At 68.6% G+C, this 25,322-nt stretch carries 21 protein-coding genes and 1 riboswitch; of the genes, 2 read left to right on the top strand and 19 right to left on the bottom strand.

What is annotated here, in order from left to right; genetic code table 11:
- Positions 1-129: 129 nt before the first annotated feature.
- The 4 genes from ACIA8C_RS22010 to ACIA8C_RS21995 all read right to left on the bottom strand — a co-directional run bounded on the left by ACIA8C_RS22010 (position 130) and on the right by ACIA8C_RS21995 (position 5,824).
- On the bottom strand, positions 130-1,197 hold the full coding sequence (locus tag ACIA8C_RS22010) for a phytoene/squalene synthase family protein (protein ID WP_397137494.1): 1,068 nt from the start codon (positions 1,195-1,197) through the stop codon (positions 130-132).
- The gene (locus ACIA8C_RS22005) at positions 1,194-2,789 is read right to left on the bottom strand and encodes an alpha-(1->6)-mannopyranosyltransferase A (RefSeq protein WP_397138153.1); all 1,596 of its coding nucleotides are present in this window, start codon (positions 2,787-2,789) and stop codon (positions 1,194-1,196) included. Before ACIA8C_RS22005 ends, ACIA8C_RS22010 begins: the two co-directional genes overlap by 4 nt.
- Positions 2,790-2,980: 191 nt before the next feature.
- Positions 2,981-4,564, bottom strand: a complete 1,584-nt coding sequence (gene crtI, locus ACIA8C_RS22000; protein WP_397138151.1) for a phytoene desaturase family protein — start codon at positions 4,562-4,564, stop codon at positions 2,981-2,983.
- A gap of 108 nt (positions 4,565-4,672) precedes the next feature.
- On the bottom strand, positions 4,673-5,824 hold the full coding sequence (locus ACIA8C_RS21995; RefSeq protein ID WP_397137492.1) for a polyprenyl synthetase family protein: 1,152 nt from the start codon (positions 5,822-5,824) through the stop codon (positions 4,673-4,675).
- A gap of 108 nt (positions 5,825-5,932) precedes the next feature.
- Here ACIA8C_RS21995 and ACIA8C_RS21990 point away from each other — a divergent pair, with 108 nt between their 5' ends.
- Entirely contained in the window at positions 5,933-6,934 is a 1,002-nt protein-coding gene (locus ACIA8C_RS21990; RefSeq protein WP_397137490.1) for a methylenetetrahydrofolate reductase, read from the top strand.
- A gap of 102 nt (positions 6,935-7,036) precedes the next feature.
- Here ACIA8C_RS21990 and ACIA8C_RS21985 read toward each other — a convergent pair whose 3' ends face one another.
- From ACIA8C_RS21985 to ACIA8C_RS21915, 15 genes are all read right to left on the bottom strand, one after another.
- The gene (locus tag ACIA8C_RS21985; protein WP_397137488.1) at positions 7,037-9,064 is read right to left on the bottom strand and encodes a CocE/NonD family hydrolase; all 2,028 of its coding nucleotides are present in this window, start codon (positions 9,062-9,064) and stop codon (positions 7,037-7,039) included.
- A 271-nt stretch (positions 9,065-9,335) separates the two neighbouring features.
- A complete protein-coding gene (locus tag ACIA8C_RS21980; protein WP_397137486.1) occupies positions 9,336-10,487 on the bottom strand; it encodes an LLM class flavin-dependent oxidoreductase in 1,152 nt (383 codons plus the stop codon).
- Positions 10,484-11,290: a DUF1684 domain-containing protein gene (locus tag ACIA8C_RS21975; protein ID WP_397137484.1), complete on the bottom strand. Its 807-nt coding sequence runs from the start codon at positions 11,288-11,290 to the stop codon at positions 10,484-10,486. The genes ACIA8C_RS21980 and ACIA8C_RS21975 overlap by 4 nt, the downstream gene beginning before the upstream one ends.
- Positions 11,287-12,657 carry an NtaA/DmoA family FMN-dependent monooxygenase gene (locus ACIA8C_RS21970; protein WP_397137482.1) on the bottom strand — a complete coding sequence of 457 codons (1,371 nt, stop codon included), beginning with the start codon at positions 12,655-12,657 and terminating at the stop codon, positions 11,287-11,289. Before ACIA8C_RS21970 ends, ACIA8C_RS21975 begins: the two co-directional genes overlap by 4 nt.
- 94 nt (positions 12,658-12,751) lie before the next feature.
- The gene (locus ACIA8C_RS21965; RefSeq protein WP_397137480.1) at positions 12,752-13,864 is read right to left on the bottom strand and encodes an LLM class flavin-dependent oxidoreductase; all 1,113 of its coding nucleotides are present in this window, start codon (positions 13,862-13,864) and stop codon (positions 12,752-12,754) included.
- Positions 13,864-14,112 carry a hypothetical protein gene (locus ACIA8C_RS21960; protein ID WP_397137478.1) on the bottom strand — a complete coding sequence of 83 codons (249 nt, stop codon included), beginning with the start codon at positions 14,110-14,112 and terminating at the stop codon, positions 13,864-13,866. The genes ACIA8C_RS21965 and ACIA8C_RS21960 overlap by 1 nt, the downstream gene beginning before the upstream one ends.
- Positions 14,112-15,794, bottom strand: coding sequence for a dipeptide ABC transporter ATP-binding protein (locus ACIA8C_RS21955; RefSeq protein ID WP_397137476.1), 1,683 nt, complete (start codon positions 15,792-15,794; stop codon positions 14,112-14,114). Before ACIA8C_RS21955 ends, ACIA8C_RS21960 begins: the two co-directional genes overlap by 1 nt.
- 2 nt (positions 15,795-15,796) lie before the next feature.
- Positions 15,797-16,660, bottom strand: coding sequence for an ABC transporter permease (locus ACIA8C_RS21950; RefSeq protein ID WP_397137474.1), 864 nt, complete (start codon positions 16,658-16,660; stop codon positions 15,797-15,799).
- On the bottom strand, positions 16,653-17,657 hold the full coding sequence (locus ACIA8C_RS21945) for an ABC transporter permease (protein WP_397137472.1): 1,005 nt from the start codon (positions 17,655-17,657) through the stop codon (positions 16,653-16,655). Before ACIA8C_RS21945 ends, ACIA8C_RS21950 begins: the two co-directional genes overlap by 8 nt.
- A gap of 2 nt (positions 17,658-17,659) precedes the next feature.
- Entirely contained in the window at positions 17,660-19,258 is a 1,599-nt protein-coding gene (locus ACIA8C_RS21940) for an ABC transporter substrate-binding protein (protein WP_397137470.1), read from the bottom strand.
- 77 nt (positions 19,259-19,335) lie between these two features.
- A complete protein-coding gene (locus tag ACIA8C_RS21935) occupies positions 19,336-20,448 on the bottom strand; it encodes an LLM class flavin-dependent oxidoreductase (RefSeq protein ID WP_397137468.1) in 1,113 nt (370 codons plus the stop codon).
- The gene (locus ACIA8C_RS21930; protein WP_397137466.1) at positions 20,445-20,972 is read right to left on the bottom strand and encodes a GNAT family N-acetyltransferase; all 528 of its coding nucleotides are present in this window, start codon (positions 20,970-20,972) and stop codon (positions 20,445-20,447) included. Before ACIA8C_RS21930 ends, ACIA8C_RS21935 begins: the two co-directional genes overlap by 4 nt.
- 4 nt (positions 20,973-20,976) lie before the next feature.
- Positions 20,977-21,951 (bottom strand): ABC transporter substrate-binding protein, encoded by a 975-nt coding sequence (locus ACIA8C_RS21925; protein ID WP_397137464.1) that lies wholly within the window; start codon positions 21,949-21,951, stop codon positions 20,977-20,979.
- The gene (locus tag ACIA8C_RS21920; protein ID WP_397137462.1) at positions 21,951-22,718 is read right to left on the bottom strand and encodes an amino acid ABC transporter ATP-binding protein; all 768 of its coding nucleotides are present in this window, start codon (positions 22,716-22,718) and stop codon (positions 21,951-21,953) included. The genes ACIA8C_RS21925 and ACIA8C_RS21920 overlap by 1 nt, the downstream gene beginning before the upstream one ends.
- Positions 22,715-23,743, bottom strand: a complete 1,029-nt coding sequence (locus tag ACIA8C_RS21915) for an amino acid ABC transporter permease (protein ID WP_397138149.1) — start codon at positions 23,741-23,743, stop codon at positions 22,715-22,717. Before ACIA8C_RS21915 ends, ACIA8C_RS21920 begins: the two co-directional genes overlap by 4 nt.
- Positions 23,744-23,981: 238 nt before the next feature.
- A riboswitch (SAM riboswitch) is annotated at positions 23,982-24,076 on the bottom strand.
- Between the two features lie 398 nt (positions 24,077-24,474).
- Between ACIA8C_RS21915 and ACIA8C_RS21910 the strand changes: the two genes are divergently transcribed.
- Positions 24,475-25,188 (top strand): hypothetical protein, encoded by a 714-nt coding sequence (locus tag ACIA8C_RS21910; protein ID WP_397137460.1) that lies wholly within the window; start codon positions 24,475-24,477, stop codon positions 25,186-25,188.
- Positions 25,189-25,322: the final 134 nt, after the last annotated feature.

Genomic DNA, 25,322 nt, shown 5'->3' with positions numbered 1-25,322 from the left:
CGTCCGAGCTGTCGAGACTCGCGCCTGCGGCGCATGCGCTTCGACAGCTCGGACGCGAGACGGGCCGCGAACGGCGCTCGCAGAACTCGCGCAGCGCGGGTTGGGTAGGCGGGATGTGGCAGGCCTGCGTCAGCGGCGAGTGCGGCTGCGTAGTGCGGCGGTCGTGAAGTGGGTCGCGGCTACGGCGAGGCGGTGGTGGGTGGGGACTACTGCTCGGTGGGTGAAGACGGCGTAGTCGGAGTGCTCGATGTGGTCGAGGATGCTCGCGTAGAGGACGGCGGCCGTGCGGATGGCCGGTCGAACTCGCGGCTCGAGTAGATCGATGCCGGGTTCGGCGCGTCGATAGGTGTCGCGGTTGATCGCGATGAGGTGGGCGAGGGCACGGCGGACTCGCGGGTCGGTGCGGTGCGTGCGGTGGCAGTGGATCAGCAGTTCGTGGTCGACACCGAAGGCGGCGAGCTCGTCGGCGGGCAGATACACCCGCCCACGATCGAGGTCCTCCGCGACATCGCGCAGGAAATTGGTGAGCTGGAATGCCTCGCCGAGCGCCGCGGCAGCCGGTTCGGCCTCGGCGATCGGCACCACGGTGCCGAGGATGGGCAGCACCTGGAGTCCGATGGCGGCGGCCGAACCGCTCATGTATTCGTTCAGCTCGGCCATCGTGGCGTAGCGGTCGCGGAAGCGCGCGGTGCCGGGCACATCCATCCGCATGGAGTCCAGGAACTTCCAGAAGTGCTGTGCGGCAATGTCATAGCGATGGATGGTGTCGGCCACTGCGAGCAGGATCATGGATCGAACCGCACCGTTCGGTGCGGACCTCGGTTGCCGCGCACCGGTCGACGCCGGGGATGTGTCCAGCGAGACCCCAAGCAGCCGAGCGGCATTGGCCGCGCTCGACCCGGACTCCAGCACAATGCGCAACTGCTTCTCGATCAGGTCGAGCTCACCGCCCGGACCGTGCTCGGGCAGCTCGTGCTTCCGCATCTGGTTCGGATAGCGCTGTGCGACATCGGTTTCCGCATGATCGACGATGTCGTCCACCATCCTGGCGAACGCGTACAGCGCGTGTACCGCCGGTCGCCGCTGCGCCGAGAGCAACCGGGTGGCCAGAAAATAGGTGCGTCCGTGCGCCGCCGCGATCTGCCTGCATTCGCGATACGCGACGGCGAGGTCCGGCCGCGGCGCGCCGCCGATCATGGTCGAGCGGGCGCGGCCGGATCGATGCTCGGCGGCGTGGCCCGCAACCGCAGCGGGTCCACCTTGCGCAGCGACATCGCCGCCACCACGGCGGCGAAGGTCGCCAGGGCGACGTGCCAGAAGCTGTACAACCCGATCGAACCGTCCGGTTGGAACACCAGCATCAACCAGGTACACAGGCCGACCAGCACCATCAAGGTCGTGGTGGACAGCGCGAACCCGGCGGCGAGCGCCAGCGGCCACGAGTAGTACCAGGGCAGCGCGGCGGGGGACAGGATGACGATCCCCACGAACGCGATCAGGATGCCGAACACCGCCTCGCGCTCGCTGTGCCGGAAGCGCCACCAGGCCCACACCAGCACCGCCACCAGCGCCACCGCGCACATCGCCCTGGTCACGTTCAGTACCTTGCCGGGGTCGAACGAGGTCACCCAGCCGACCGCGTGCATCATGATCGTCGGCAGCGACAGCCAGTTGATGATCTTCTTCGAGCCGGACAGCGCGGTCAGCCAGCCGATGCCGACGCCGGCGATGGCCGAGGCGGCCACGAAGACGGCCGCGAACACACTCAGCCCGAGCCCGGCGATCTTGGCGAACATCAGCGCGGGGTGCGGCATGTCCTCGGTCGGCTCGGCGGCATCGTGCGGCCGTTCGCTCTCCGGTAGGTTCGCCGGGTCGCGCCCGGCCCGCTCGGCGGCGCGCTTCTCGCGTTCGTGCAGCATCCAGATCCACACCAGGAACGGCAGCGCGATGCCCGCTGTCGCCTTGATCGCCACGCCGATGGCGACCACCACGATGCCCGCCACGTGGTGGCGTTCCAGCACCAGCGCGATGCCCGCGCACATCAGGCCGACCATCAGCATCTCGTTGTGCACGCCACCCCAGAGGTGGATCAGCACCAGCGGGTTGAGCACCGCGAGCCACAGCGCCACCGTCGGCTTGCCGCCGAGGTGCTTGGTCAGATAGGGCACCGCCCACATCATCAAGGCGAGGCCGGGCAGCATGACGATCCGCATCGCGATGGTGCCCGCGACGACATTGTCGCCGGTGATGGTGGTGATGCCGCGGCCGAGCAGCAGGAAGATCGGGCCGTAGGGCGCGGTGGTGAGTTTCCACACCGGGCTCACGTTGTCGAGCAGCACGCCGGGGTTCTTGACCGGCCCGTCGACGTAGGGGTCGAAGCCGTCGCGCAGCAGCGCGCCCTGCGCCAGATACGAGTAGACGTCCTGGCTGAACATGGGCACGGCGAACAGCAGCGGGGTGATCCAGATGCCGACGATCGCGCGCAGCTCGTTGAGTGTCACGCCCGCATCGCCCCGGTCGCCCCGGCCGATCGTGGTGCGGCCGAGTCGCACCCACGCGGTGATCATCATCAGCACGCCGATCCAGACGACGATGGTCGACAGCGCGTACCCGTGGCCGAACCGTAGCCAGGACAGGTGCAGCGCCTCGAGTATCGGGTCGCGCTTGCGGGTGCTGCCCGCCCCGAACCCGCCGAAGGTGATCATGATCGCGCCGTAGCAGCCGAGCATCGCGGAATGCCCTTCCGGGCTGCGCAGGAAGAGGCCGGCGGTGCGCATCCAGGACCGCATGCTCGGTGGCTCGGCGGGGGCCGATTCGCGTTTCGCCGCGATGTTCGGTGCGTGGCCGGTGATTTCAGTCAATGTGGCCTCTGCGGCGCGCGTTTCGGGGGATGCCATCTGGTGTCGGTCCCCCCGAATGGTCAGCGGTCACAACCGCGAGTGAATAGGTCGGCGCCTAGTTTACGGCGTCGCCGGGAACACTATCTCGCTGGTACGCACGGTTTCATCTCGAGCGGGGCGGTCTCGCCGGTAATGCGGGTTGCCGCCAGTTTCCCGGACAGCAGCGTGGTCGGCACCCCAACGCCCGGCGTGGTGCCGCAACCGGCGATAACTACGTTGTCGCTGGTGCGCGGAAAATTGCGCGAACGAAATGGTCCGGTCTGCCGGAAGAGGTGTGCCGCAGAGAACGGGGTACCGGCCAGCATCCCTTGATCGCGCCAGGTTTGTGGCGTGTCGAGATGGTCGACGGTGAAATGGTCGGCAATGCCCGTATAACCGCGGTTTTCCAGCACTCCGAGCAGTTCGCGCAGGTAAGCGGGGCCGATTCGCGGCCAGTCCAGTGCGGCGGCGGCCAAATTCGGACAGGGGGCCAGCACCGAGAATGGTTCGTGCTGTCCATCGGCACGGGCGATGTAGAGGCCGGGGTCGGTGAGTGCCGGCCGGGTGAGCAATAGCGACGGGTCGCTCATCAATCGACCACGACGGCCCGCGATCTCCGCGAACGTCTTGTCCCAGGCCTCGCCGAATTCGATGGTGTGATGCGCCTGAACGGGCCAGGCGCGGGCCACCTCGGCGGGCACGGTGCCGTGCGCGACGACCGCGGATGGCGCGGCCCGCAACCCGCGGCGGCGGCGCACGCCGAAGCGGTCGATCGAACCGAGATCGGCGGTCAACACCAGGACATCACAGTCGAACGCGCGTCCGTCCGCGGTGCGCACCCGCTCGGCCCGCCGCCCCGCATAGTCCACCTTCGTCACTTCGGTGCCGAGCTCGAGCGTGCCGCCCGCCGCCGTGAACGCCTCGGCCATCGCCACCGCGATGGCCCGCATCCCGCCTTCGGGGAAGAAGACGCCGAGCGAGGTGTCCATGTGCGGGATCGCGCCGTACACCGCCAGTGCCTCGGCGGGCGGCAGGCCGGCGTACAGCGCCTGGAACGTGAACAACCGGGCCAGCCGGGGATCCCGCAAAAATCGGCCGACCCGGGGGCCGAGCCTGCCGAACGCGCCGAGGCGCACCAAAGTCGCTAGGGCACGGCGCTTTTCGGGCACCCGGACCATGTCCAGTGGCGAATCGAAGTTGGTGTCCATGAACTCGCTGAACGCGGCCGCGTAGATCCGTGCCAGCCAATCACGCAGCCGCCGATAGCGCCGCGCCTGCGCAGGGCCGCAGACCAGCGCGACCTCCTCGGCCATCGCGTCGGCGTCGGCGAACACCCGCAGGGTGGCACCGTCGGCGAACTTGGCGTGATAGCTGGGCGCCAGCTGGTGGATGCGCAGCGCACAGTCCTGTGGCGTCCGGCCGACCGCGGCCAGCGCGTCGGTGATCAGCTCGGGCAGCGTCAACACCGTTGCGCCGGAATCGATCTCGTAATCCGGACCCTGATAACGCCCGACCCGCCCGCCGGGATGATCGGCTCGCTCCAGCAGGGTGACCTTGCGTCCGGCGCCGGTGAGGTACAGCGCGGCGGACAGCCCGGCCAGTCCGGCGCCGACCACGACTACGCGATCCGTCGGTCCGGCAACGGTTTTCATCGGACGGCTGCCGCGAGGAGCGATGATCGGCATTCCCCGAACGAGCAGCGGCCGATCACTCGGCGCGGCAACGTCTTTCATGAGATTCCCCTCTTCGCGGCACGCATCGGATCGGCGTTGTTCAGGCACCCGCAACCACTGTCACGCGGCGCGCTTGGTCGCCGCCAATGCCATGGCCCGCAGCCGCTCCTTCGCGGCCGGTGTCGCCGTGCTGGTTTCGATGGCGGCCAGCCCGGCGTCGGTGAGCTCGGTGATCCGGCGTTCCACCTCGTCCACCGCGCCGAGTTCGGTGATGACATCGCGCAGCTTCGCCACGTCGTCCGCGCCGAGATCGGTGCCGATGCTGGTGCGCAGCAGCTTCGCGGCGGCCGGATCTGCCTCGTCGGCCCTGGCCAGCGCCTCGGCGAGGAGCACGGTGCGCTTGCCCTCGCGCAGGTCGTCGCCGGACGGTTTGCCGGTGACGGCGGGGTCGCCGAAGACGCCGAGCAGGTCGTCGCGCAGCTGGAAGGCGATGCCGATGTCGGTGCCGAACAGACGGTAGGCGTCGACCAGACGCTGGTCGGCGTCGGCGATGGCGGCGCCGAGGTGCAGCGGGCGTTCGACGGTGTAGGCGGCGGTCTTGTACCGGTTGATCCGCAGCGCGGCCTCGACCGACTCGTCGGCACCCGCCTCGCCGTGGATGTCGAGCAGCTGGCCGCCGAGCACCTCGGTGCGCATGCCCGCCCACACCGGCGCGAACCGGGCGATCGCCGCAGGGTCGAGCCCGGAGGCGTGCACCATGTCATCAGCCCAGGCCAGCGCCAGATCGCCGACCAGGATCGCGACGCTGACGCCGAAGTGCGCGGAGTCGCCGGCCCAGCCACGGTCGCGGTGGCGCTGCTCGAAATCGACGTGCACGGTCGGGAAGCGGCGCCTGGTCCGCGAGGAATCGATGATGTCGTCGTGGATCAGCGCGCAGGCCTGCACGAGTTCCAGCGCCGCGCACGCGGTCAGCACCGCATCGGCGGCCGGGCCGTCGGCGTCACCGCCCGCGCCGAGCCAGCCGGTCCAGGCGAACGCGGGCCTGGTGCGCTTGCCGCCGCGCAGCACGAACAGTTCCAGCGCGTCGGCGGCCTCGACGAAGACCGGGCCGAGCTCATCGACGGTGCCGCGGCGGGTGGCGAAGAACCTGGTCAGCGCGTCTTCCACGGCGGTGACGAAGGCCGCCGTCCCCGGCTGTGCGGCGATGAGCTCGGCAGCCGAGGTGCGGTGAGGCGTCTGGATACCAGGTCCAGCGGACAGGGGAGCCTCCAAAGTCGTGCGGTGATGGGCGCGTGGCGCCACTGGTGGTGGTCCGAAGAATACGCGTACTCGTCGGTACGACCCGTGGGGCCCGCCGCCGGTCACCACTACACTGGACCGGTGACTTTCGACAATGCGCGGGGACGCTCGACCCCAGGCCGTCCGCCCCGGACGCACCCGGACGTCTCTGCAACACCTTCGGTTGTCCAGAGTCTGCGGGCCCATTCCAGCGCCTCGGTGCCGTTCTCCGTCGAGTTCAACCCGCCGCGTGACGCCGCCAACGAGGCCAGGCTGTGGCGGGCCGTGCGGCAGTTCGAGCGGATGCATCCCGCGTTCGTCTCGATGACCTACGGCGCGGGCGGGTCCACCCGTGATCGCACCGTGCGGGTCACCGGCGAGCTGGCGCAGGAAACCACGCTGCTGCCGGTGGCGCATCTCACCGCCGTGGAGCACAGCCTGTCCGAATTGCGTTCGCTGGTCGGCTCTTACGCCGATTCGGGCATCCGCAACATCCTGGTGCTGCGCGGCGACCCGCCCGGCGACCCGCTCGGCGAGTGGCAGCAGCATCCCGAGGGCGTCGCCTACGCCGAAGAGCTGGTGCGGATCGTGCGCGACCTCGGAGACTTCCACGTCGGCGTCGCCTCGTTCCCGCAGGGCCACCACCGCTCACCGGACCTGGACACCGACACCGCCTACCTGGCCGCGAAACTGCGTGCGGGCGCGGAGTATTCGATCACCCAGATGTTCTTCGACGTCGAGCACTACCTGCGGCTGCGCGACCGGATCGCGAAGTTCGACCCGGTCGAGGGCGCCAAGCCGATCATCCCCGAGCTGATGCCGATCACCTCGCTGCGCACGGTGGCGCGGGCCGAGGAGCTGTGTGGCCGTTCGCTGCCGCCGTCGGTGCTCGAGCGACTGAACAAGGCCGCGGGCGACAACCCCGAGGGGAATCAGGCCGCGGTGCGCGCGGTCGGCATCGAGATCGCCACCGAAATGGCCCAGCGTCTGATCGACGAGGGCGCTCCCTGCCTGCACTTCATCACGCTGAACTTCGCCAAGGCGACCACCGAGGTGCTCACCAATCTCGGTTACGGCGTTACCGCCGCCCCGATCAGCGCCTGAGCGCGCACGCCTGCTGATCACACGCACGGTCTCTGATTTCCGGCACCCGAAATCGCATGCAATTCCCGGTGCGGGAAATCAGAAAGCGTGCCGCTGTGCGGGTTACCAGCCGGGCGTGCCGGCGAGGGGGACGTTGAGGTAGCTGGGTTCTGCCGGATCCAGTTGCAGGTGTTGGGGTTTGAGCTCGGTGGCGTCCAGCATCGGGCGGATGGGCAGGCCCTTCGGGTAGTTGCCCGCGAAGACATCGACCCGAAGCCGGTGTCCCGGTTGCAGTATCGCGTCGGTGGGGGCGAGCCCGAGGTCGAGTTGGGTGGGCTGGCCGGGGATCACGGGTTGCCTGGCGGCGAGGGACATTACCGGGAACGGGTCGGTGTAGGCGCCGTCGGGCGACCTGCGGCTCTTGGCGTCATCGATGGCCCGCATCGAGCACATCAGCTGGCCGGTGCTCAGCGTCACCGAACGGCCATCGGGGGCAACATCATTCAGCGTCGCCGTCCAGTAGCCGTCGGTGACGTCGTGCACGGTGTTCAGGTGCACCGCGATCGGCCCGGAGATCGTCGTCGGCTCGGCCACCGGCGGGCTGGTGAAGGTCAGCCCGTTGAGTTCCTGCACCCTGGCATCTTTGCCGCAGCCGGAGAAGACAAGCAGGCCCGCGGTGCCCTGGACCGCATCCGCCGAGCACAGGCTGGCCAGACCGGGCGCGACGGTGAGCCGGGTCGTCTCCGAAGTCGTTCCGGCCGTGAGGGTTCCGTCGTGCACGCTGCTGGTGGTACTGCCGCTCGGTGCCGCCGACAGGTACAACCGCCGGTGGCTCGCCTCGGCCCGCGGGAACTGGTCGTTGCTGGTCCAGCCGGCGCCTTGCTGCCACATCGTCACCGGGCCGTACCCGTCGACGCCGTTGTCGATGCCCTTGAGCCACTTGTCGAACCAGGCGCGCTGCAGCACGTCGATACGCGGCGGTTCCCCGGGCTTGCCGCGCATGTCGAAGCCCGCGCTCACGTGGTAGCTGTTGCCCATGATCAGCTGCTTCTGGCCGGGCGGTAGCGGAATGTCTTGGTAGATACGGGGTTCGCCGTTGGCGAAGTTGTCGTGCCAGCCGCCGATCACCAGGGTCGGCACGGTAATGCGTTCGGGATGTCCGAGCCAGGCCTGACGGATCGGACTGTCCGGGTCGAGGACGTTGCGCAGCTGCGGTTGGATGGCGTCGAACGAATCGGTGCCCATGGTCTGAATTCCGACGTCCATGAACGACATCGGGCTGGCCAGCCGGTCGGCCAGCCACTGCATATCGAAGTTGCCCCGCACCATCGACACCAGATCCGGCACGAGCTTGGCCGCGTTCACCGCGAGCAGGTAGGGGAGCAGGATGCCGATGGCCGCGCCGCCCGGGGCGATCATGTCGCGCACCAGATCGTTGCCCGGCACCACCGGCACGATGGCTTTCAGTGCGGGCGGCCGCTTTTCGGCCGCCTGCACCTGATTGATCCCGGAGTAGGAGGCGCCGGTCATCCCGACCTTGCCGTCCGACCACGGTTGCGCCGCCGCCCAGCCGATCACCTCCGGGGTGTCCTGCTGGTCCTTCGGACCCCACGGTTCCCAGATCCCCTGGGAGAACCCGGTGCCGCGTACGTCGACGACGACCTGGGTGTAGCCGCTGCGAATCAGGTTGGGGTCCACCGCGAAAGCGCGCCCGAACCCGCCGCCCGCCACCCGGGTCGCGTTGGTCAGCGCTTCCAGCGGCGTTCCGGGCAACTCGAAGTCACGCAGGAACCCGACGATCGCGTCGGACAGCACCGGCACCGACAGCGCCGTCTGCGCGATCATCGACAACAGCTTGGTGTAGGGCGTCAGATTCACGATCGTCGGCAGCGGCGTGCGCACCGGCCCGTTCGCGTCCGCCGGCCGATACACGTTCGCCTTCAGCACGGTCCCGTCGCTCATGGTGATCGGCACGTCCCAGTCGATATGCATCGACGGATACTGCTGCGGACCATCGTGTAGCGCCGTCCACGCGCTCGCGCCTTCGGGTGCGGCAGGCGCCCCAGGCGCCACCAACGCCTGCGAAACCGTAAGCAGCGCAAGCACTCCGACGAATACCCTGGTCCACCTGCGGGCTGGAGCAATCCTCATCGATATCTCCCTCTCGTGGTCGGCCAGAAATATACATGCACGATTGTATGTTTCAACCCGATCGCGAGAACCTTGTCGATATGCCCAAGAACCCCACCCCAACCTGGCCAATCTGCCAGCCCCACCAGCGGTACACAGCTCCCTCGCCAACAGGGTGCGCCCCGGCGCGAAGCGGACTTAAAACATTGACGTGAGTCATATGGCTGCTTTACAAGATCAATTAGCAGCCATATGACTCACGTCGATGGTTGTTTGGGGCGGTGCGGGGTGGTCAGGCGGCGCGGGCTGTGCGTAGGCCCCAGGCGTCGGCGAGTAGGCGGTGGGATTCGAGGCGGTCGGCGTGGTGGTGGGTGATGCTGGTGACGAGCAGTTCGTCGGCGCCGGTGACGCGTTGCAGGGCCGCGAGCCGCTCGACGACGGTGGTTGGGGAGCCGACGAATTGGGAGGCGAGGCGGTCGGCTACCAGGCGGTGCTGTTCGGGGGTCAGCGGGGCGGCGGTGGCGGGGTCGAGGTAGTCGGCGGCGCCCGCACCGCTGCGGATGCTGTGCACCCAGTGGCCGTAGGTGGCGGCGTGGTGTTGGGCGGTGGCGTCGTCACCGGCGACGACCACGTCCGCCGACACCACCACGTAGGGCTCGGCCAGTTGTGCGGACGGTCGGAAGGCCGCACGATAGGCCTCGACCGCGTCCAGGGCGGTACCCGGCGACACGTGGTAGGCGGCCGCGAACGGCAAGCCGAGTTGCCCGGCCAGCACCGCGCTTTCGCCGCCCGAGCTGCCGAACAGCCACAGCTCGACCTGTGCGCCTTCGCCAGGAACCGCGTGCAGCGCAATGCCATCCTTGCTCACGAAATAGCCGCCGAGCAGTGCCCGCACCTCGTCGACCTGTTCGGCGAAGTCCAGCGGCTGCGCGCCCTCCTGCTGTAAGGCGCTGGCCGAGGCGAGGAACTTCGACCGGTCCGCGATCCGGCCGGGGTCGAACGGCGGCGGCACCACCACACCGTCCCTGATCTCGGTCCGCCCGGTTGCCGTAGCTACCTTGGGGTGGCTGCCCTTCGGGTGAGCTGGCTCCGATCCGTACTGACTGCGCCGATGACCGGACCGGCCGAGGCCGAGGTCGAGCCGGCCGGGGTACAGCGCGTCGATCGTGCCGAACGCCTCCACAATCGAGGCCGACGTATGGTGGCCGACCTGAACGGCCGCCGACCCCACCCGAATTCGCGAGGTGGCCGCCGCGACCAGGCCGATCAGGGTGATCGACGAGGAGCTCGCGACCGAGACGAAATGATGCTCGGCCAGCCAATAACGGTGGTAGCCCCACTGTTCCGCGTGCTGCGCGAGATCGATCGTGTTGCGCAGCGCCTGCTGCGCGGTCGACCCGGCGCTGATCGGGGACAGGTCGAGGATGGACAGTGGCACGGTCATGAATTTCTCCCTAGCCGTGGATGCTGCTCGCCCGCCTCGATCGCCACGCGCAGCCGGTTCTGCGCGGGTGCGAGCGGGCAGGTCGCGAAATCGGTGAAGGCGCACGGCAAATTCGTCGCGCGGTTGAAGTCGAGGCGCACCGTGCCGTCCGCGTCCGGTGCGCCGACCGCGAGCGCGCGAGCGGCGGGGTAGGTGGTGATACCGCTGGTCGCGTCGGTGAACAGCAGGCGAAGATCGCTCGGATCGCCGAATGCGATGACCCGTTCGGTGGCCTCGCCGACGGTGAATTCGATGGTGCCCGAAGCGGTGTGGTGATGTTCGAGGCCGTCGACAACGGCACCGGTGGTGATCGTGGTCTGCTCGTCGAACGGCGTGAACCGGCCCGGCACCACCCAGCGCGGATCCGGTGCGTAGCTGGGGATACCGTCGAAACTCGACAGCGTCGGCGCAGCCGGATCGTGCACGCGCACCGCGTACCGGCCGGTGCGCCGGATCACCTCGAGCACCCGATTCTCGTGCAGGACACTGAGTCCCGGCGCGCCCTCGGTAGGCGTGATGATCCGCACGCCCGCGATGCCGACCCCGTCGAATTCCAGCCGGTCGGCGGGCTGCGCGGTGATGAACACCTTGTCGTCGGTGACCCACCAGGTGCCCGGCACGTCCGGCAGCCGCTCGGGTTGGTCGGTGAGCCAATGCAATCCGGTCAGACTGAGGAAGCCGAGCGGGTCGCGCAGCTGGTCTTCCCTGCTGTCATGCCAGTGCGCCCACTCGGTTTCGAAAACGGTGCTGATGCTTGTCGTCATGACGCTCGTGCTCCTTCGTGGACGGTGATGTGCTGGTGCGGATGGCGCAGATCGAGATGCTCGCGCAGGGTCGTGCCGGTGTATTCGGTGCGGAAACTGCCGCGCTCCTGCAGTTCCGGGACGACCAGGTCGACGAATTCGTCGAGCCCGGCCGGGGTGAGGTGCGGGACGAGGATGAAACCATCGCTGGCGTCGGCCTGGACGTAGGTGTCGATCTGCTCGGCGACCGCGGCGGGCGTGCCGACGAACTGCTGCCGCGCGGTGACCTCCATGATCAGCTCACGGATGCTGAGGTTGTCGGCCTCGGCCCTGGCCCGCCACGCGTCGGCGACCTCGCGCGGGTCCTTGGCATGGCGCACCCGGCCCCGGGTGACGGTGACGTTGTCGGTCGGCTCGACGTCGGGCAGCGGGCCGTCCGGGTCATAGCCGGAAAGGTCACGGCCCCATACCTGTTCGAGGAACGCGATGGCGGTCTGCGGGCCGACCTGCTGGCGACGGATATAGCGGGCGCGCTCCTCGGCGTCCGCTGCGCTGTCACCGAGCACGAAGGTCGCGGCGGGGAGGATCTTCAAATCCTCCGGCGCCCGGCCGTATTTCGCCAGACGGCCTTTGACGTCGGCGTAGAAGCATTGTCCCGCTTCGAGCGTGCCGTGGCCGGTGAAGATCGCGTCGGCGGCGGCCGCACCGAACTCCCGGCCGTCGTCGGAATCGCCCGCCTGCAACAACACCGGATGACCCTGGGGGCTCGGCGGCAGCACGAACCGTCCGGCGATATCGAATTGCGCACCGCGATGACGGGTTTCCGGGATCTCGCGGGCGAACACCCCGGCGGCACGATCGACCACCAGGGTGTCGGCGGCCCAGCTGTCCCAGAGCTTGCGGGTCACCTCGACGACCTCGGCGGCGCGCTGGTAGCGCTGAGCATGCTCGAGATAGCCGCCGCGGCGGAAGTTTTCGCCGGTGAACGCGTCGGAGGAGGTGACGACGTTCCAGGCGGCGCGGCCGCCGGACAGATGGTCCAGCGAGGCGAACTGTTTGGCCAGCTCGAACGGTTCGTTGTAGGTGCTGTTGATGGTGCCCGCGAGGCCGAGCTTGTCGGTTACCCCGGCCAGCGCGTTGAGCACCGTGAAGGTGTCCGGCCTGCCCACCACGTCGAGATCGTGGATGCGCCCGAGGTGTTCGCGCAACCGCAGCCCCTCGGCGAGGAAGAAGAAGTCGAACAGGCCACGCTCGGCGGTCTTCGCGAGGTGCGTGAACGACTCGAAGTCGACCTGACTCTTGGACGCCGGGTCGGCCCAGACGGTGGTGTTGTTGACGCCGGGGAAGTGCGCGGCGAGATGGATCTGCTTGCGTGGTTTGCGGGTCACGACGGCGTCCCTTCCTGGATCGTAGTGGTGCTGTCGGCGAGTTGGTTCGCGGTGCGCCGACAGTGCGACAGGCAGTCCGAGCGTTCGGCAGTGCTCATGACGCGCCCTGCCCGGCATAACGGCTGACCGGCCGCGGCAGTTCGAGCCGATCTCGCAATGTATGGAAGGACAAGGGTTTCCATGCCAACGCGGTCAGGTGGCGCACGGTCGCTGGCACCGCGAGTGGGCGGAGCACGACACCGTCCGCGGCGCCGGAAGCGCTGATGGCGCCCAGCGATTCGCGCAGCGTTGCCGGAGTCCCGATGTGGCGCAAACCGGCGGGGGTGTCGGCGGTCCACCGGTCAAGCTCGACCACCTCGTCGTGTGCGGCTTGCGCCGAATCGGCCAGATGCACTTCGACATCCAGCAAAACTCGCACCGCATCCGGATCCCGATCAGCCGCCCGTAGGGCCGTGCGCAGCGCCGTCCGCAGGGCCCGCGCCGAGTTGAGATCGCTTGCGGCGAAACGGATCAGATCGGCTCGACGCACTGCCACCCCGGTGCTCGCGTCATTTTCCGCGCGCACCGCGACGATCGACTGACCCTGCGGGGAGCGCGGCGTGATCGATGGCCCCTTCACCGAGAAGTTGTCCCCGGCGAAGTCGATGTAGTGCAGCTTGTCCCGATCGATGAAGCGCCCGGTTGGCACGTCGCGGATTTCCGCGTCGTCCTCCCAGCTGTCCCACAGCCGGGTGACCACCTCGATCGCCTCGTCCGCCTCATGCCACAGCGACGCCGCGTCCTGTTCGTCCTTACGCCCGAATGCCCGTGCCTGCTCACCACCTTCGGACACGGTGACCTCCCAGCCCGCGCGCCCGCCCGTGGCGAAATCGAGGCTTTGGATCGCCTTGGCCAGATGGAACGGCTCGGTATGCGTCACCGCCCCCTGCGGCAGCAGACCGATGCGCCTGGTGGCCGCCGCCACTCGGGCGGCGATCGCCACCGCGTCGAGCCTGCCCCGCGCGACACCGGCCCCACCGGGCTGCAGGCCGAACGAGTCCGGCACGAATACCGCGTCGACACCGGCCTTTTCGGCCGCGGTGACCGCGTCCACCCAGTACCCGCCGGTGAACAGATCCTCGGCCCTGGAGTCGTCGCGTCGCCACGACGCCGGGTGGATCCCGGTTCCGGCGAGTTCCAGGCCAACGAAGAAGTCGGGTTCGGCCATCAGTGGATTTCCTTCCAGTCGAGGCATTGCCGCGCGGCGGGGTGCACGCCTGCGGCGTCGGGCGCGAAGAAGAACGCGTGTTGCCACAGGTCGGTGGCCGCGGTGTGCTCCGGCGCGTGCAGATGGGTGCGCCACCAGCGCTTGGCCCGGGCAGGCAGCGATCCGGACCGCTCCGGCCTGCTGCGGCAGTGTGCGGGCCGCTCGGTGCGGACGAGTATCCGGCTGTGCCGGTAGGTCGACTCCGACATCAGGATGGTCCTTTCGCGACGGCGGGAGTGGGGATGGCCGACAGCAACTCGCGGGTGTATTCGTGCTGCGGGTTGTCGAAAATCGCGGCGGTCGGCCCGGATTCGACGATGCGGCCGTGCCGCATGACGGCGACGTGGTCGCTGATGCGGCGGACCACCGCGAGGTCGTGCGAGATGAACAGGTAGCTCAGCGAGAGCTCGGCCTGCAGCCGGTCGAGCAGCTCCAAGATCTGCGCCTGGACCGAGGCGTCGAGCGCGGAGACCGGTTCGTCGAGCACCAGCAGGTCCGGGTGCAGGGCGAGGGCACGGGCGATGGCGACGCGTTGGCGTTGTCCGCCAGAGAGTTCCGCGGGGCGACGCTGGGCGAAGTGCTCCGGCAGTGCGACCTGCCTGAGCAGTTCGGCGACGCGGGCCTGCCTGGCCGCGCGGTCGCCGACACCGTACGCGCGCAACGGTTCCTCGATGATCGTGCCGACCCGCCACCGGGGATCCAGTGAGGCATATGGGTTCTGATACACCACCTGGAACCGCTTGCGCAGCGCCCGCAGCCGGGTACCGCGCACCCGGGTCAGCTCCTGTCCATCGAAGGTGACCCCGCCGCTGTCGGCCTCGGTGAGCCGCAACGCGATGCGCGCCGTCGTCGACTTGCCCGAACCGGATTCGCCGACCAGCGAGAGGGTTTCGCCGCGGCCGAGCTCGAACCCGACCCCGGCGACCGCAGTCACCGACCCACCGGCTTGTGCGCGGAAACGCTTGTGCACTTCACGCAGCGCGAGCAGCGGCGCGCCCGTGCGCGGTTTGGGCGTCCGATAGGCGCCCGCGGGCGCCAGGCTCGGCGAGGCGGCGAGCAGTCGCTTCGTGTACGGATGCCGCGGCGCGGCGAGCACCGTCGCCGTCGGCCCGCTCTCCACGATCTCGCCGCCGTTCAGCACGACGATCCGATCGGCCCGCTCGGCGGCCACCGCGAGATCGTGGGTGATCAACAGCACCGCGGTGCCCCTGGTAGCGATCTGCGCCGCCAGCTGATCGAGCACCCGCCGCGCCACCGTGGCATCCAGCGCGCTGGTCGGCTCGTCCGCGATCACCAGGTCCGGCTGGCAGGCCAGCGCGGACGCGATGAGCACCCGCTGCCGCTGCCCGCCCGAAAGTTCATGGGGGTACTGCACTTCCCGCAGTTCCGGACGGTCAAGGCCCGCCTCGGCCAGCAGCTCGATCGCGCGCTCGCGCGCCGAACGCTTGTCGGCGAGGCGGTGCACCACCAGCGCCACGGCCACCTGATCGCCAACGCGCCGTACGGGATTGAGCGACAACCCGGGGTCTTGCGGCACGAACCCGATCCGCACGCCACGCAGCCGCCGCAATGCCCGCTCGGACCGGGTGTCGATGACATGCCCGTCGAAGGCGACCGTCCCGCCCGCGATGTCGGCATTCGCGCCGAGCAGGCCGATCACCGCCTGCGCGAGAGTGGACTTGCCGGAACCGGATTCACCGACCAGCGCTACCACTTCGCCGCGGGCCACGCTGAGCGAGACCCCCGCCAACGCGGTGACGTCACCGGAATCCGACCGGTAACGCACGCGCAGGTTGTCGACCCGCAACAGCGGGCCCGCTTCCGGCGCTGCGGTTTCGACCGGCTCCGGCGCGTCGATCGGTTGCGCCCGTGGCGAAGAGGTAGTGGTCATGGCTATTCGTTCCTTCCTGCGGCGCGCCCGAGGCGTTGCGCGGCCACCACGACCGCGACGATGACCAGCCCGGGCAGGGTGGTCATCCACCAGGCGGTGGCGAGATAGTTGCGGCCCTCGGAAATGAGCGAACCCCACTCGGGGGTAGGCGGTTTCGCGCCATAGCCGAGGAAGCTCAACGCCGAGATCGAGAGCACGGCCATGCCGAACTCGACGGCGGCCAGCGCGAGCACCGGCTGGTACGAGTTGGGCAGCACGTGCCGCAGCAGCACCGTGTACCAGCGGACCCCCGAGGCGTGCGCCGCCTCGACGAATACCGCGTGGCGTACCCGGAGCACTTCCGACCGCATCACCCTGGCGAAGTTGGCGACGAGGGAAACACCCACCGCGATCGCCACATTGCGGGTACCGAAGCCGAGCGCGGTGACCAGTGCCAACGACAGCAGCAGCGCCGGAATCGACAACAGCACATCGACGACGCGCATGACGACGGCGTCGACGATGCCACCGGTGGCCCCCGCCAGCAGGCCGAGGCCAGACCCGGCGAGCAACGCGATGCCCACCGCGGCGAGCGTCGCGGTGAGCGAGAGCCCGGCGCCGTGCACCATGCGGGTGTACAGGTCGCGGCCGAGATTGTCGGTGCCGAACCAGTGCTGCGCACTGGGGCTTTGGAACTTCTGCGCGGGCACCCCGATCAACGGATCGCCGCTGGCGAACACCGAAGGGAACAGGGCCCAGCCGACCGCGAGTACCACAACAACACCGGACAAGACCAGTACCGCGTTGTCGCGTAACCACTTCCAGCGCAGTACCGGTGTGCGCAGGCGGGGCACCGTGCCGCGCCGTTCATCGATGACGTCAACCATGAATAGCCACCCCTTCGGCAGTGCCGCCGATCCGATCGTCGGTCTCCTTTGCCGCCCGGCGAGAGCGCGTGGCGATGCGCGGGTCGAGCAGCGGATACAGCAGGTCCACCGCGAGATTCACGGTGACGAAGACGATCGAGGTGAGCACGACGATGCCCTGCACCACCGGAATGTCCTGGGCCAGTACGGCGGTCTGGGTGAGTCGGCCGACGCCCTGGCGGGCGAAGACCGTCTCCACCACGACCGATCCGGCGAGCATGTTGCCGACCAAGATCCCCGCGATGGTGAAGGTGGGCACACTGGCCGCGCGCAGCACGTGTTTGCGCTGCACCCACCAGCGCGAACCACCCTTCGACAACGCAACATCGACATACGGCTGACGCCAGGTCGACGCCAGCCCGGCGGCCAGCACCTGGGCGATCACCGCGCCGATGGGCAGCGCGAGGGTCAGCGCGGGCAATACGGTGCCAGCGAAGCCATGGCCGCCGAAGGCGGGAGCCAGCCGCCACCGGAACGAGAACAGTTGCAGCAGCAGCAATCCGGTCCAGAAGGTGGGTACCGACACCGCGAGCGAGGGCAGCGCGGCGAGCGCGGTGCGTAGCCACGGCTGCCGCGTGTACGTCGAGGCGAAGGCCAGTGCCACGCCGCCTACCGTCGCGAAAACCACCGCGAGCCCGGCCAATCCGAGCGTCCCTGGCAGCGCGTTGCCGATGGCATCGGTCACCGGCTGCCCGGTGACGATCGAATGCCCGAAATCGCCGCGCACCGCGTGCCCGAGCGCGGTCCAATACTGTTCCCACAGCGGACGATCCAGCCCGTAGCGGGCCTGCAGCTCGGCGATCGCGGCCTTGTCCACCGGTGTGCCCGACCCGCCGGCGTCGGCCGCGATCGAGATCGGGTCGGCGGGCAGCAGGTAGAGCACCACGAACGAGATGGTGAACGCGGCCCACAGCACCCAGATCGCCTGCAGCACCCGCAGTACCAGATAGCGCGTCATCATTACCGCCCGCTCAGCCAGGCGTCGAAGAACTGTAGTCGGGCCGAGGCCTCGAACTTCAGATCCTGTGCGGCACTGCCCGCGCCGATCGCCTGGGACAGCTCCACCGTCGGAATCAGCAGCCCGGCGTCGAGCACCTGCTGCTGCGCGGTGTGGATGAGGTCGGCGCGGACACCGGAGTCGACGGTGCTCAGCTGACCGTTCAATGCGTCATCGAGCGCTGGGATGGGTTCGCGCGCATTGAGATTGCGGCCATCCAGCCCGAACGCCGTGCGCAGGATGTCACCGTCGGCACGGGTGGTGTTGCCGTAGCTGCTGTCGAAGTTCTTCGCGTTCTGCCGTGCCGTCTGCTCGGCGATCGACACCAGATCCAGCGTCAGCTCGACCCCGACCTGCCGCAGCTGCTGCTGCACCAGCTCGATGATCGCCTGATTGCCGCCGAATACCTGACTGAACACCACCGAGAAGGACAGGCGCGCACCGTTCTTCGCTCGGATACCGTCGCTGCCGGGCACCCAGCCCGCCTGACCGAGAATGCCGCGGGCCTTGGCCGGGTCGTAGGCGAGTCGCGCCGAAAGATCCGCATAGCCGGGCGTGCTGCTGGCCAGCGAGCTGGTCGCGGGCTTGAACTGCGGCCCGAGCACGGTGTCCACCAACTGTTTACGGTCGATCGCGGGCAGCAGCGCCTGGCGCACCGCCGGATCGCGCAGCGGTCCGCGCGTCACGTTGGTCTGGAAACCGAACGGCAGACCGGGATTCGCGGTGCTCAGCACCCGCCCGCCGGACGCCTCGATCTGCGGCGCGTCCTGCGGCAGTGCGTCGCTGATGGCATCGAGCTGACCCGACGCCAGGCTGCCGGTGCGTACCCCGGATTCGGGCACGACGGTGAATTCGATCTTGTCCAGATACGCCTCGCCGCGATGCGCGAACACCGCCGAACCCCACTGGTACCCGGCGCGTTTGGCCAGCGTCGCCGACGCGTCCTGGCGGTAGCTCGCATAGGTGAACGGACCGCTGGCGATGTTGTCCCCGAGGCAGCGCTGCTCGGCGGGCTTGGCGGTGGTGGCCTCGGCCAGAATCCCGAGCTGGGTCGTCGAGGACGCCTGTAGGAACTGCGCGTTGGGCTTGCTGAACTCGACTCGCGCGGTCAACCGGTCCACGGCCGTGGTGCCGACATAGTTGGTGAGGTAGCTAGCGGCCAGCGGCGCTTTCGCCGAACCCAGCTTGATGATCGAATCGAAGGTCTGCCGGACCGAGTCCGCGGTGAGCGGCGTGCCGTCGCTGAAGGTGACGCCGTCGGTGAGATGGAAGGTGAACACCTTCGCGTCCGGCGTGACCTCCCAGCTCTGTGCGAGCCACGGCTCGAGTTCGCCCGTCTTCGGATCCTGATCGGTCAGCGAATCGACGATCTGTCGTGTCACGTAAAGGGTTTGGTTGGTGCCGGCCTGCGCGGGGTCCGAGCAGGTAGGCGCTTGTGACAGGCCGTAGCGCAGGGTGCCGCCGGGCTTCGGCGGTCCGGCGTCGCCGCCGGGTGCGGCCGAATCGGTGCCGCAGGCGGCCACGGCGCCTGCCGCGGCGAGCACGCATATCAGTGTGCGCATCGGAGGCACGGTGCGGCGCGCGCGAAACGGCGCCGAGCGCGGCGTAGTTCGCGTGACGATCCGGCGGCGGGTGCGAATCACGAGGTAACTCCGGAAGTTTCGGCGCGAACGGGTTCGTCGCGCGGGTCGAGCTCGGCGGTATCGGCGCCGGTGGCCAACGGGCGGCTGGGGATTCGGCGGCGCAGTTCCGGCGCCACCTCGGTCTGGAAAAGCGCGAGGCTGTCCAGGTAGTCGATTTCGGGGCGGCCGTCCCGCTCGGCGGACAGGTGGATCACCTCGTGGCCGAACTGCTCGTGCTGCCTGCCGACCTTGTCGATCACCTGCTCCGGGCTGCCGACCAAAGCTGAACTGCGGGTGACGAAGTCGTCGAGGGTCTCGAACACGACCGGCAGACCGCGCCTGCGCGCCAACGCCAGTCGCGCCTCGAAGATCGGCCGGTAGGTCTGCAGGGCTTGCTGGGAACTGCGGGCGACATGGAATCCGGCCGTGCCCGCGCCGACGAGGGCGTCGCCAGGGTTGTGCCCGTAGAACTCCCAGCGCTCCCGATAGTGGCGGACCAGTTCCGCGTACGGCTCGATCGGGTTGGTCACGTTCGCCGAGAACAGCGAATCGCCGTGGCGTGCGGCGAGTTCCACCGAATCCCGGCTGGTCGCGCTGCCGTGCCAGATCCGGATCTTCGGCTGCCACGGCCGAGGCAGCGCCTTGGCGTCCGTCAGCTCCGGCCGGAACCGCCCCGACCAGGTGACGCTGTCGCTGCCCCACAGCGCCCGAAACAGTTCATAGCCTTCGCGATTGCGGTCCCACTGGTCGTCGGCGGTGACCTGGAACAGCTCGGCCTGCGCGGCGCCGTTGCCCTTGCCGATGATCAGCTCCAGGCGACCGCCGGACAGATTGTCCAGCGTCGAGTAATCCTCGAAGGCGCGTACCGGGTCGAGCAGACTCAGCGTGGTGACCGCCGTGAACAGAGTGATCCGGGAGGTGACCGCGGCAATGTGGCTGAGGATCACCGGCGGTGCCGCAGACAGGAACGGATCCTCGTGCCGCTCACCGACGGCGAATCCGTCGTAGCCGAGATCCTCGGCCAGCCTAGCCTGTTCGACGACGTTGCGCAGCCGTTCCCTGGTGCCGGGCAGCCGGCCGGTTATCGGATCGGGCACCCGAGTGACCAGGGTGAACAGTAGGAACTTCATGCGGTGGCTCCCAGTTCGCCGGTGACGGCGAGTAGCTGCTTCTCGAAGGGATGCGGGCCGAGCTCCTCGGCGGGCACGGACGGGTCGTAGAGCGCGGTGTAACCGGCAGCCAGGTAAAGGCCGACGGCCTCGGGCTGGCGCGGACCGGTGGTCAGGTAGATGCGCCGGTAGCCGCGTCGTGCGATCTCGGCTTCCAGCTGAGCGAGCACGAACAACCCGAGTCCCTGCCTGCGGTGTTCGCGCGAGGTCCAGATCCGTTTAAGTTCCGCCGTTTCCGCGTCGTAGCGCTGGAAGGCGCCGCCCGCCACTGCCTCGCTGTCGCGAGTGACGACCAGTAGCGCGCCGTGCGGGGGAGCGAACTCCGTTGCCGGATAGTCGCGCAACGACGCGTGCATCTCGCCGGGGCTGCGTCCGTAGCGGCTGCTGTATTCGACGGCGAGCTCGGCCAGCAGCGGTGCGGCCAGTGGATCGTCCTGGGCGACCTGGTGCACGCGCAGGTCGGGTGCCGAAAACTGTTGGGGCACCAGGTCACCGCTGCTCAGGTAGGCCGGGCGGATTGATCCGCGACTCGGTGACCTGCTCGGTCTTCAGGCCCCACCGATCGATCACCTGCTGATAGGTGCCGTGCTCGATGGCGTAGTTCAGGGCGTGCTGGATCGCGGTGACCAGCCCGCTGTTCTTCTTGGTGAGTACCGCTATCTCGCCCTGCAGCGCGTCGCCCGCACCGGAGAAGGTGCCGAGGATCTTGGTCTGGTCGGCGGTGACGGAGTGGTAGATCGCGGTTGGGTTCGGGCCGATGTAGCCGTCCAGCCGCTGCGAGGCGAGCGCCAGGTAGTAGTCGCTGGTTTGCTGGAAGTAGGCGAGGTCGATGGGCGCCAAGCCCTCCGCTCCATTCTGCTCGTTCCACTTCACCAGCAGCTGCTCCTGGTTGGTGCCGCTGCCGACGCCGATTCGCTTGCCCGCCAGGCTCCTGCGGTCTTTGAAGTCGAGAGTGCTCTGCTTGGGCACCTCCAGCGCGACGGTGTCGTTGCGGTAGGTGGCGAAGTCGTACTTTTCCTTGCGTTCCTCGGTGACCGTCACGTTGGAGACGAACGCGTCGACCTCGCCCGAATCGATCCGCACGAAGTTCTGCGCCCAATCCGCCACCTGCAGTTCGAGTTTCAGGCCGAGGACGTCGGCGACCAATGAGGCGAAATCGACCTCGGAGCCGACCACGGTCTTGTCGTCGTCGGCGTAGAAGCGCAGCGGCGGCGCCGTGCCGGAGGCACCGGTCACCACCAACGTGCCGCGATCTCGAATGGCCTGCGGCACTTCGGCGGCGATGCTGTCCACCTTGGCGGCCCGCACCCGGCCGGTCTGGGCGGCGGAGAGGTCGAAGGTGATCGCGCCGGCGGGCTTGACCGCGGACTCCGCTTCGGGATCGGTGCAGCCGGTGGCCAGCAATACGACCGCGGTCGCAACGGCGGTGGCCAGGGCGGAGAGCTTCATCGGATACCTGTTCATCAACGGACTCGGGAAAGGAAGGCGCGGGTGCGCGGGTGGCGCGGATTGTCGAGGACCGTTTCGGGCGTGCCCTGCTCGACGATTGCGCCCGCGTCGAGAAACACCACGGTGTCGGCGATCTCGCGGGCGAAGCCGATTTCGTGGGTGACGATCACCAGCGCGGTGCCGCCGTGCGCGAGGTCACGGATCACATCCAGGACCTCGCCGACCAGCTCGGGATCCAGCGCGGAGGTCGGCTCGTCGAACAGGATCACCCTGGGGCGCAAGGCAAGTGCCCGCGCGATCGCCACCCGCTGCTGCTGCCCGCCGGACAGCCTGCGCGGGTACGCGTCGGCCAGTGCGCCGATGCCGACCCGCTCCAGTAGCTCCCGCGCCTCGGCCTCGACCTCCTTGCGATCCCGGCGCTGCGCGGAAAGCGGTGCGAGCGTGACATTGTCGAGCACGGTCAGATGCGGGAACAGGTTGAACTGCTGGAAAACGAACCCGATGCGGGAGCGCTGCTTGCGCACCTCGCGGTCGGGCAGCGCGTGCAAAGTATTGCGGCGCAGGCGATAGCCGATCAGCTCCCCGTCGATGTGCACGGTGCCCGCGTCCAGCGACTCCAGGTGGTTGACCACCCGCAGCAGCGTGGACTTGCCGGAACCGGACGGGCCGATCACCGTGACCACCTCGCCGGAGCGCACGGTCAGATCGACGCCGCGCAGCACATCGTGCGCGCCGTAGGCTTTGCGGACGCCGCGGACCTCGACGGCGAGTGCGGCGGTCATCGGGTCGCTCCTCGTGGTGCGGTGGAACCGGATTCGGCGATCTCGCGCAGCTTTTGCCAGGCCCGCTGCGTCGGTGACGGCGGCGGCGTGCGCTGAGTGCCCTTGGCGTAGTGGCGCTCGATGTAGTACTGCGCCACCGACAGAACGGTGGTGAGCACGACGTACCAGGCGGTGGCGACCAGCAGCAGCGGTACCACCCGTCCGTTACGGCCGTAGATCACCTGGACCTGATAGAACAGCTCCGCGATCGCCATCACGGACACGATCGAGGTGCCCTTGAACAGGCTGATCACCTCGTTGGTCGCGTTCGGCAGGATCGAGCGCATGGCCTGCGGGACCACGATGGAGCGAAACTGCCGCACCTTCGGAATGCCAAGCGCGGCAGCGGCTTCGAGTTGCCCGGCGTCGACGGAGATGATGCCCGCGCGAATGATCTCGGCCGAATACGCCGCTTGGTGCAGCGCGAGCCCGATCACCGCCGCGGTGAATCCGCTGATCACGCCGTTCACCTCGAAGCTGAAAAACGAAGGACCGAAAGGGATTCCGACCGACAGCGAGTGGTACAGGTAGGCGATGTTGAACCAGAACAACAGCTGCACGATGAGCGGAATCGACCGGAACGCCCAGATGTAGCACCACGAGATCACCCGCAGCACCGGATTGTTGGACAGTCGCGCGATAGCCAGCGCGGTGCCGAGCAGGAAGCCGAGGGCGGTGCCCCACGCGGTGAGTTCCAGTGTCACCTTCAGCGAGGCGAGCACCGACTTGGCGGTGATGTATTTCGCGAAAGTCGGCCAATCCCACCCTGGGTTGGTGACCAGGCCGTGCATGAACTGCGCGAGCAGGATGAGCGCGACGGCGCTGATCACCCAACGCCACGGGTGCCACGTCTTGGCCACGGTCGGCGCGGAATGGTTTGGTGCGGTGGGGGATTCGTCCGGCGGGAGCGCGGATTCGGTGCGGACAGCAGTCCCGGCGCCGGGTGCGGGCGCGGCGGTGGCGATCGGATCGCCGTGCTCCGTCATGACTGCGGTGGCAGCTGTGCCTATTGCTCGCTCGCTGCGCTGACTCATTTGTCGAGGTCCTTCGGAAGAACGAACGAGACCGCGCCCCAGCGGGCGGCGATCACATCACCCGGCCAGCGACGGGTGCAACAGCCTGGCTGCGGGTCAGCCCCGACAGCTCGCGGACGTCACTTTGCACTGATCGATATGGCGACGGCCCCAACGGGCGCCTCGGACAGCGGCGATGATCACTTCGGTTCCTCCATCGGTCCCGGCGGAAGCACCCGCACCCGGTGAACCGGGGGGTTGCTGCGACGTCGACGAGCCAGGTCTCTCGGTCGCTCTGGATGGTTGTCGCCGATCCGGACACCGGACGATGTCAGGGTCGAGCCGAATTATCATGCCCAGCAGGGCAGCCCTTGGACAAGGGAAGTAATCATCGTGAGCGTAGCTCTTGCCGCAGCCCGATTCGCCGGGTAAGTCCGATAGCCGAACATGCGCTGGCGCAAGTTGATCGACATCTCGGGGCGGGCGCTCACATACTCGGGCGGCTCCGCCGGAAGCAGCATACGACTTACCGCCAGCCTCCATGTCCGGACCCCGCGAACGCGTCGCGCAAAACCCGCGCGCCAGGGATCGCCGTCGCGGCCGGAGACACGCCGAGAGCTTGCCGCAGGCAATACCGCCTGTTCACAGCGTTTGCCGGAGTACCGTCAGCCTTCGATTCGCGTCGACGAGGAGAAGAGGTCTCCGTGGCCGTACCGCGCCGTCTGACCATGCTGTCCGCTGTCGCGACCTGCTCGGTCGCGCTGGTGCTCGCGGCCCCCGCCGCGGGCGCGGCCCCGACGCCGCCGGCGGTGGCCCCCGTGCCGCCCGGCACCAACCAGACCGGCGCCCTCGCGCCCGGCGACCTGTTCGGCGTCTACAACACCGCGATCGACGGCCTGCGCGCCTTCGGCATGCAGCCGTTCCTCTATCCGACCGCGGCCGCGTACTGCCTCAACGGCAACTCGCTCGGTCTGGCCCCTGCCGTCGCCGGGGCGGTGCCGGGCCCATGGCCCAAGACCTCGGTCACCATCCCCGGACTCGACCTGTCCGCCGTCAAGGCCGGACAGACCATGTTCACCTTCGTCCCCTACGGCCTGAACCAGGACGGGCCGGACACCACCGGCATGCAGGTGGCCTGGCTGAACGTGACCAGCGGCCGCGGCGGCCTCGCCTCGATGGGTCCGCTGTCCACCATCCTGCGCGCGATGATTCCGCCCGAGGTCCCGGTCGCGCTGCGCCCGATCGCCGAACGCGCCATCCAGGACTTCTTCTTCGCCGCCCTCCCGATGGGCGGCGTCCGCGCCGTGCCCGTCGACACCGGCCAGGGCACGGTGCTCGCCGCGGTCTTCGGCACCGTCGAGAACGGCGGCAAGTCCTGCTTCTTCCTGCCGACGGTGGGGATCACCGAGGTCCCGTAAGCGGTGGCGTGCCGCCGACTGCGTTGCGAGCGGGTCGTTTTCAGTTCCGCGATCGTGGTGCGACGACTTATCGGGCTACCCGCCGTCAGACCTGAGCACGCGACCCTTCCAGCGCAGCGCGCCCCGTCCTCGGG

Origin of the sequence: Nocardia sp. NPDC051321, assembly GCF_044455225.1 — a bacterium.
Lineage (GTDB): Bacteria > Actinomycetota > Actinomycetes > Mycobacteriales > Mycobacteriaceae > Nocardia.
This window is presented reverse-complemented; position numbering and strand designations above follow the sequence as displayed.

Coding starts and splice junctions, on each gene's coding strand:
- ACIA8C_RS21945 (WP_397137472.1), bottom strand. CDS start 17,657: ATGACGCGCTATCTGGTACTGCGGGTGCTGCAGGCGATCTGGGTGCTG.
- ACIA8C_RS21985 (WP_397137488.1), bottom strand. CDS start 9,064: ATGAGGATTGCTCCAGCCCGCAGGTGGACCAGGGTATTCGTCGGAGTG.
- ACIA8C_RS21960 (WP_397137478.1), bottom strand. CDS start 14,112: ATGTCGGAGTCGACCTACCGGCACAGCCGGATACTCGTCCGCACCGAG.
- crtI (WP_397138151.1), bottom strand. CDS start 4,564: ATGCCGATCATCGCTCCTCGCGGCAGCCGTCCGATGAAAACCGTTGCC.
- ACIA8C_RS21925 (WP_397137464.1), bottom strand. CDS start 21,951: ATGAACAGGTATCCGATGAAGCTCTCCGCCCTGGCCACCGCCGTTGCG.
- ACIA8C_RS21980 (WP_397137486.1), bottom strand. CDS start 10,487: ATGACCGTGCCACTGTCCATCCTCGACCTGTCCCCGATCAGCGCCGGG.
- ACIA8C_RS22010 (WP_397137494.1), bottom strand. CDS start 1,197: ATGATCGGCGGCGCGCCGCGGCCGGACCTCGCCGTCGCGTATCGCGAA.
- ACIA8C_RS21920 (WP_397137462.1), bottom strand. CDS start 22,718: ATGACCGCCGCACTCGCCGTCGAGGTCCGCGGCGTCCGCAAAGCCTAC.
- ACIA8C_RS21950 (WP_397137474.1), bottom strand. CDS start 16,660: ATGGTTGACGTCATCGATGAACGGCGCGGCACGGTGCCCCGCCTGCGC.
- ACIA8C_RS21965 (WP_397137480.1), bottom strand. CDS start 13,864: ATGGCCGAACCCGACTTCTTCGTTGGCCTGGAACTCGCCGGAACCGGG.
- ACIA8C_RS21935 (WP_397137468.1), bottom strand. CDS start 20,448: ATGAAGTTCCTACTGTTCACCCTGGTCACTCGGGTGCCCGATCCGATA.
- ACIA8C_RS21915 (WP_397138149.1), bottom strand. CDS start 23,743: ATGACGGAGCACGGCGATCCGATCGCCACCGCCGCGCCCGCACCCGGC.
- ACIA8C_RS22005 (WP_397138153.1), bottom strand. CDS start 2,789: ATGCGGTCCTGGATGCGCACCGCCGGCCTCTTCCTGCGCAGCCCGGAA.
- ACIA8C_RS21955 (WP_397137476.1), bottom strand. CDS start 15,794: ATGACCACTACCTCTTCGCCACGGGCGCAACCGATCGACGCGCCGGAG.
- ACIA8C_RS21940 (WP_397137470.1), bottom strand. CDS start 19,258: ATGCGCACACTGATATGCGTGCTCGCCGCGGCAGGCGCCGTGGCCGCC.
- ACIA8C_RS21975 (WP_397137484.1), bottom strand. CDS start 11,290: ATGACGACAAGCATCAGCACCGTTTTCGAAACCGAGTGGGCGCACTGG.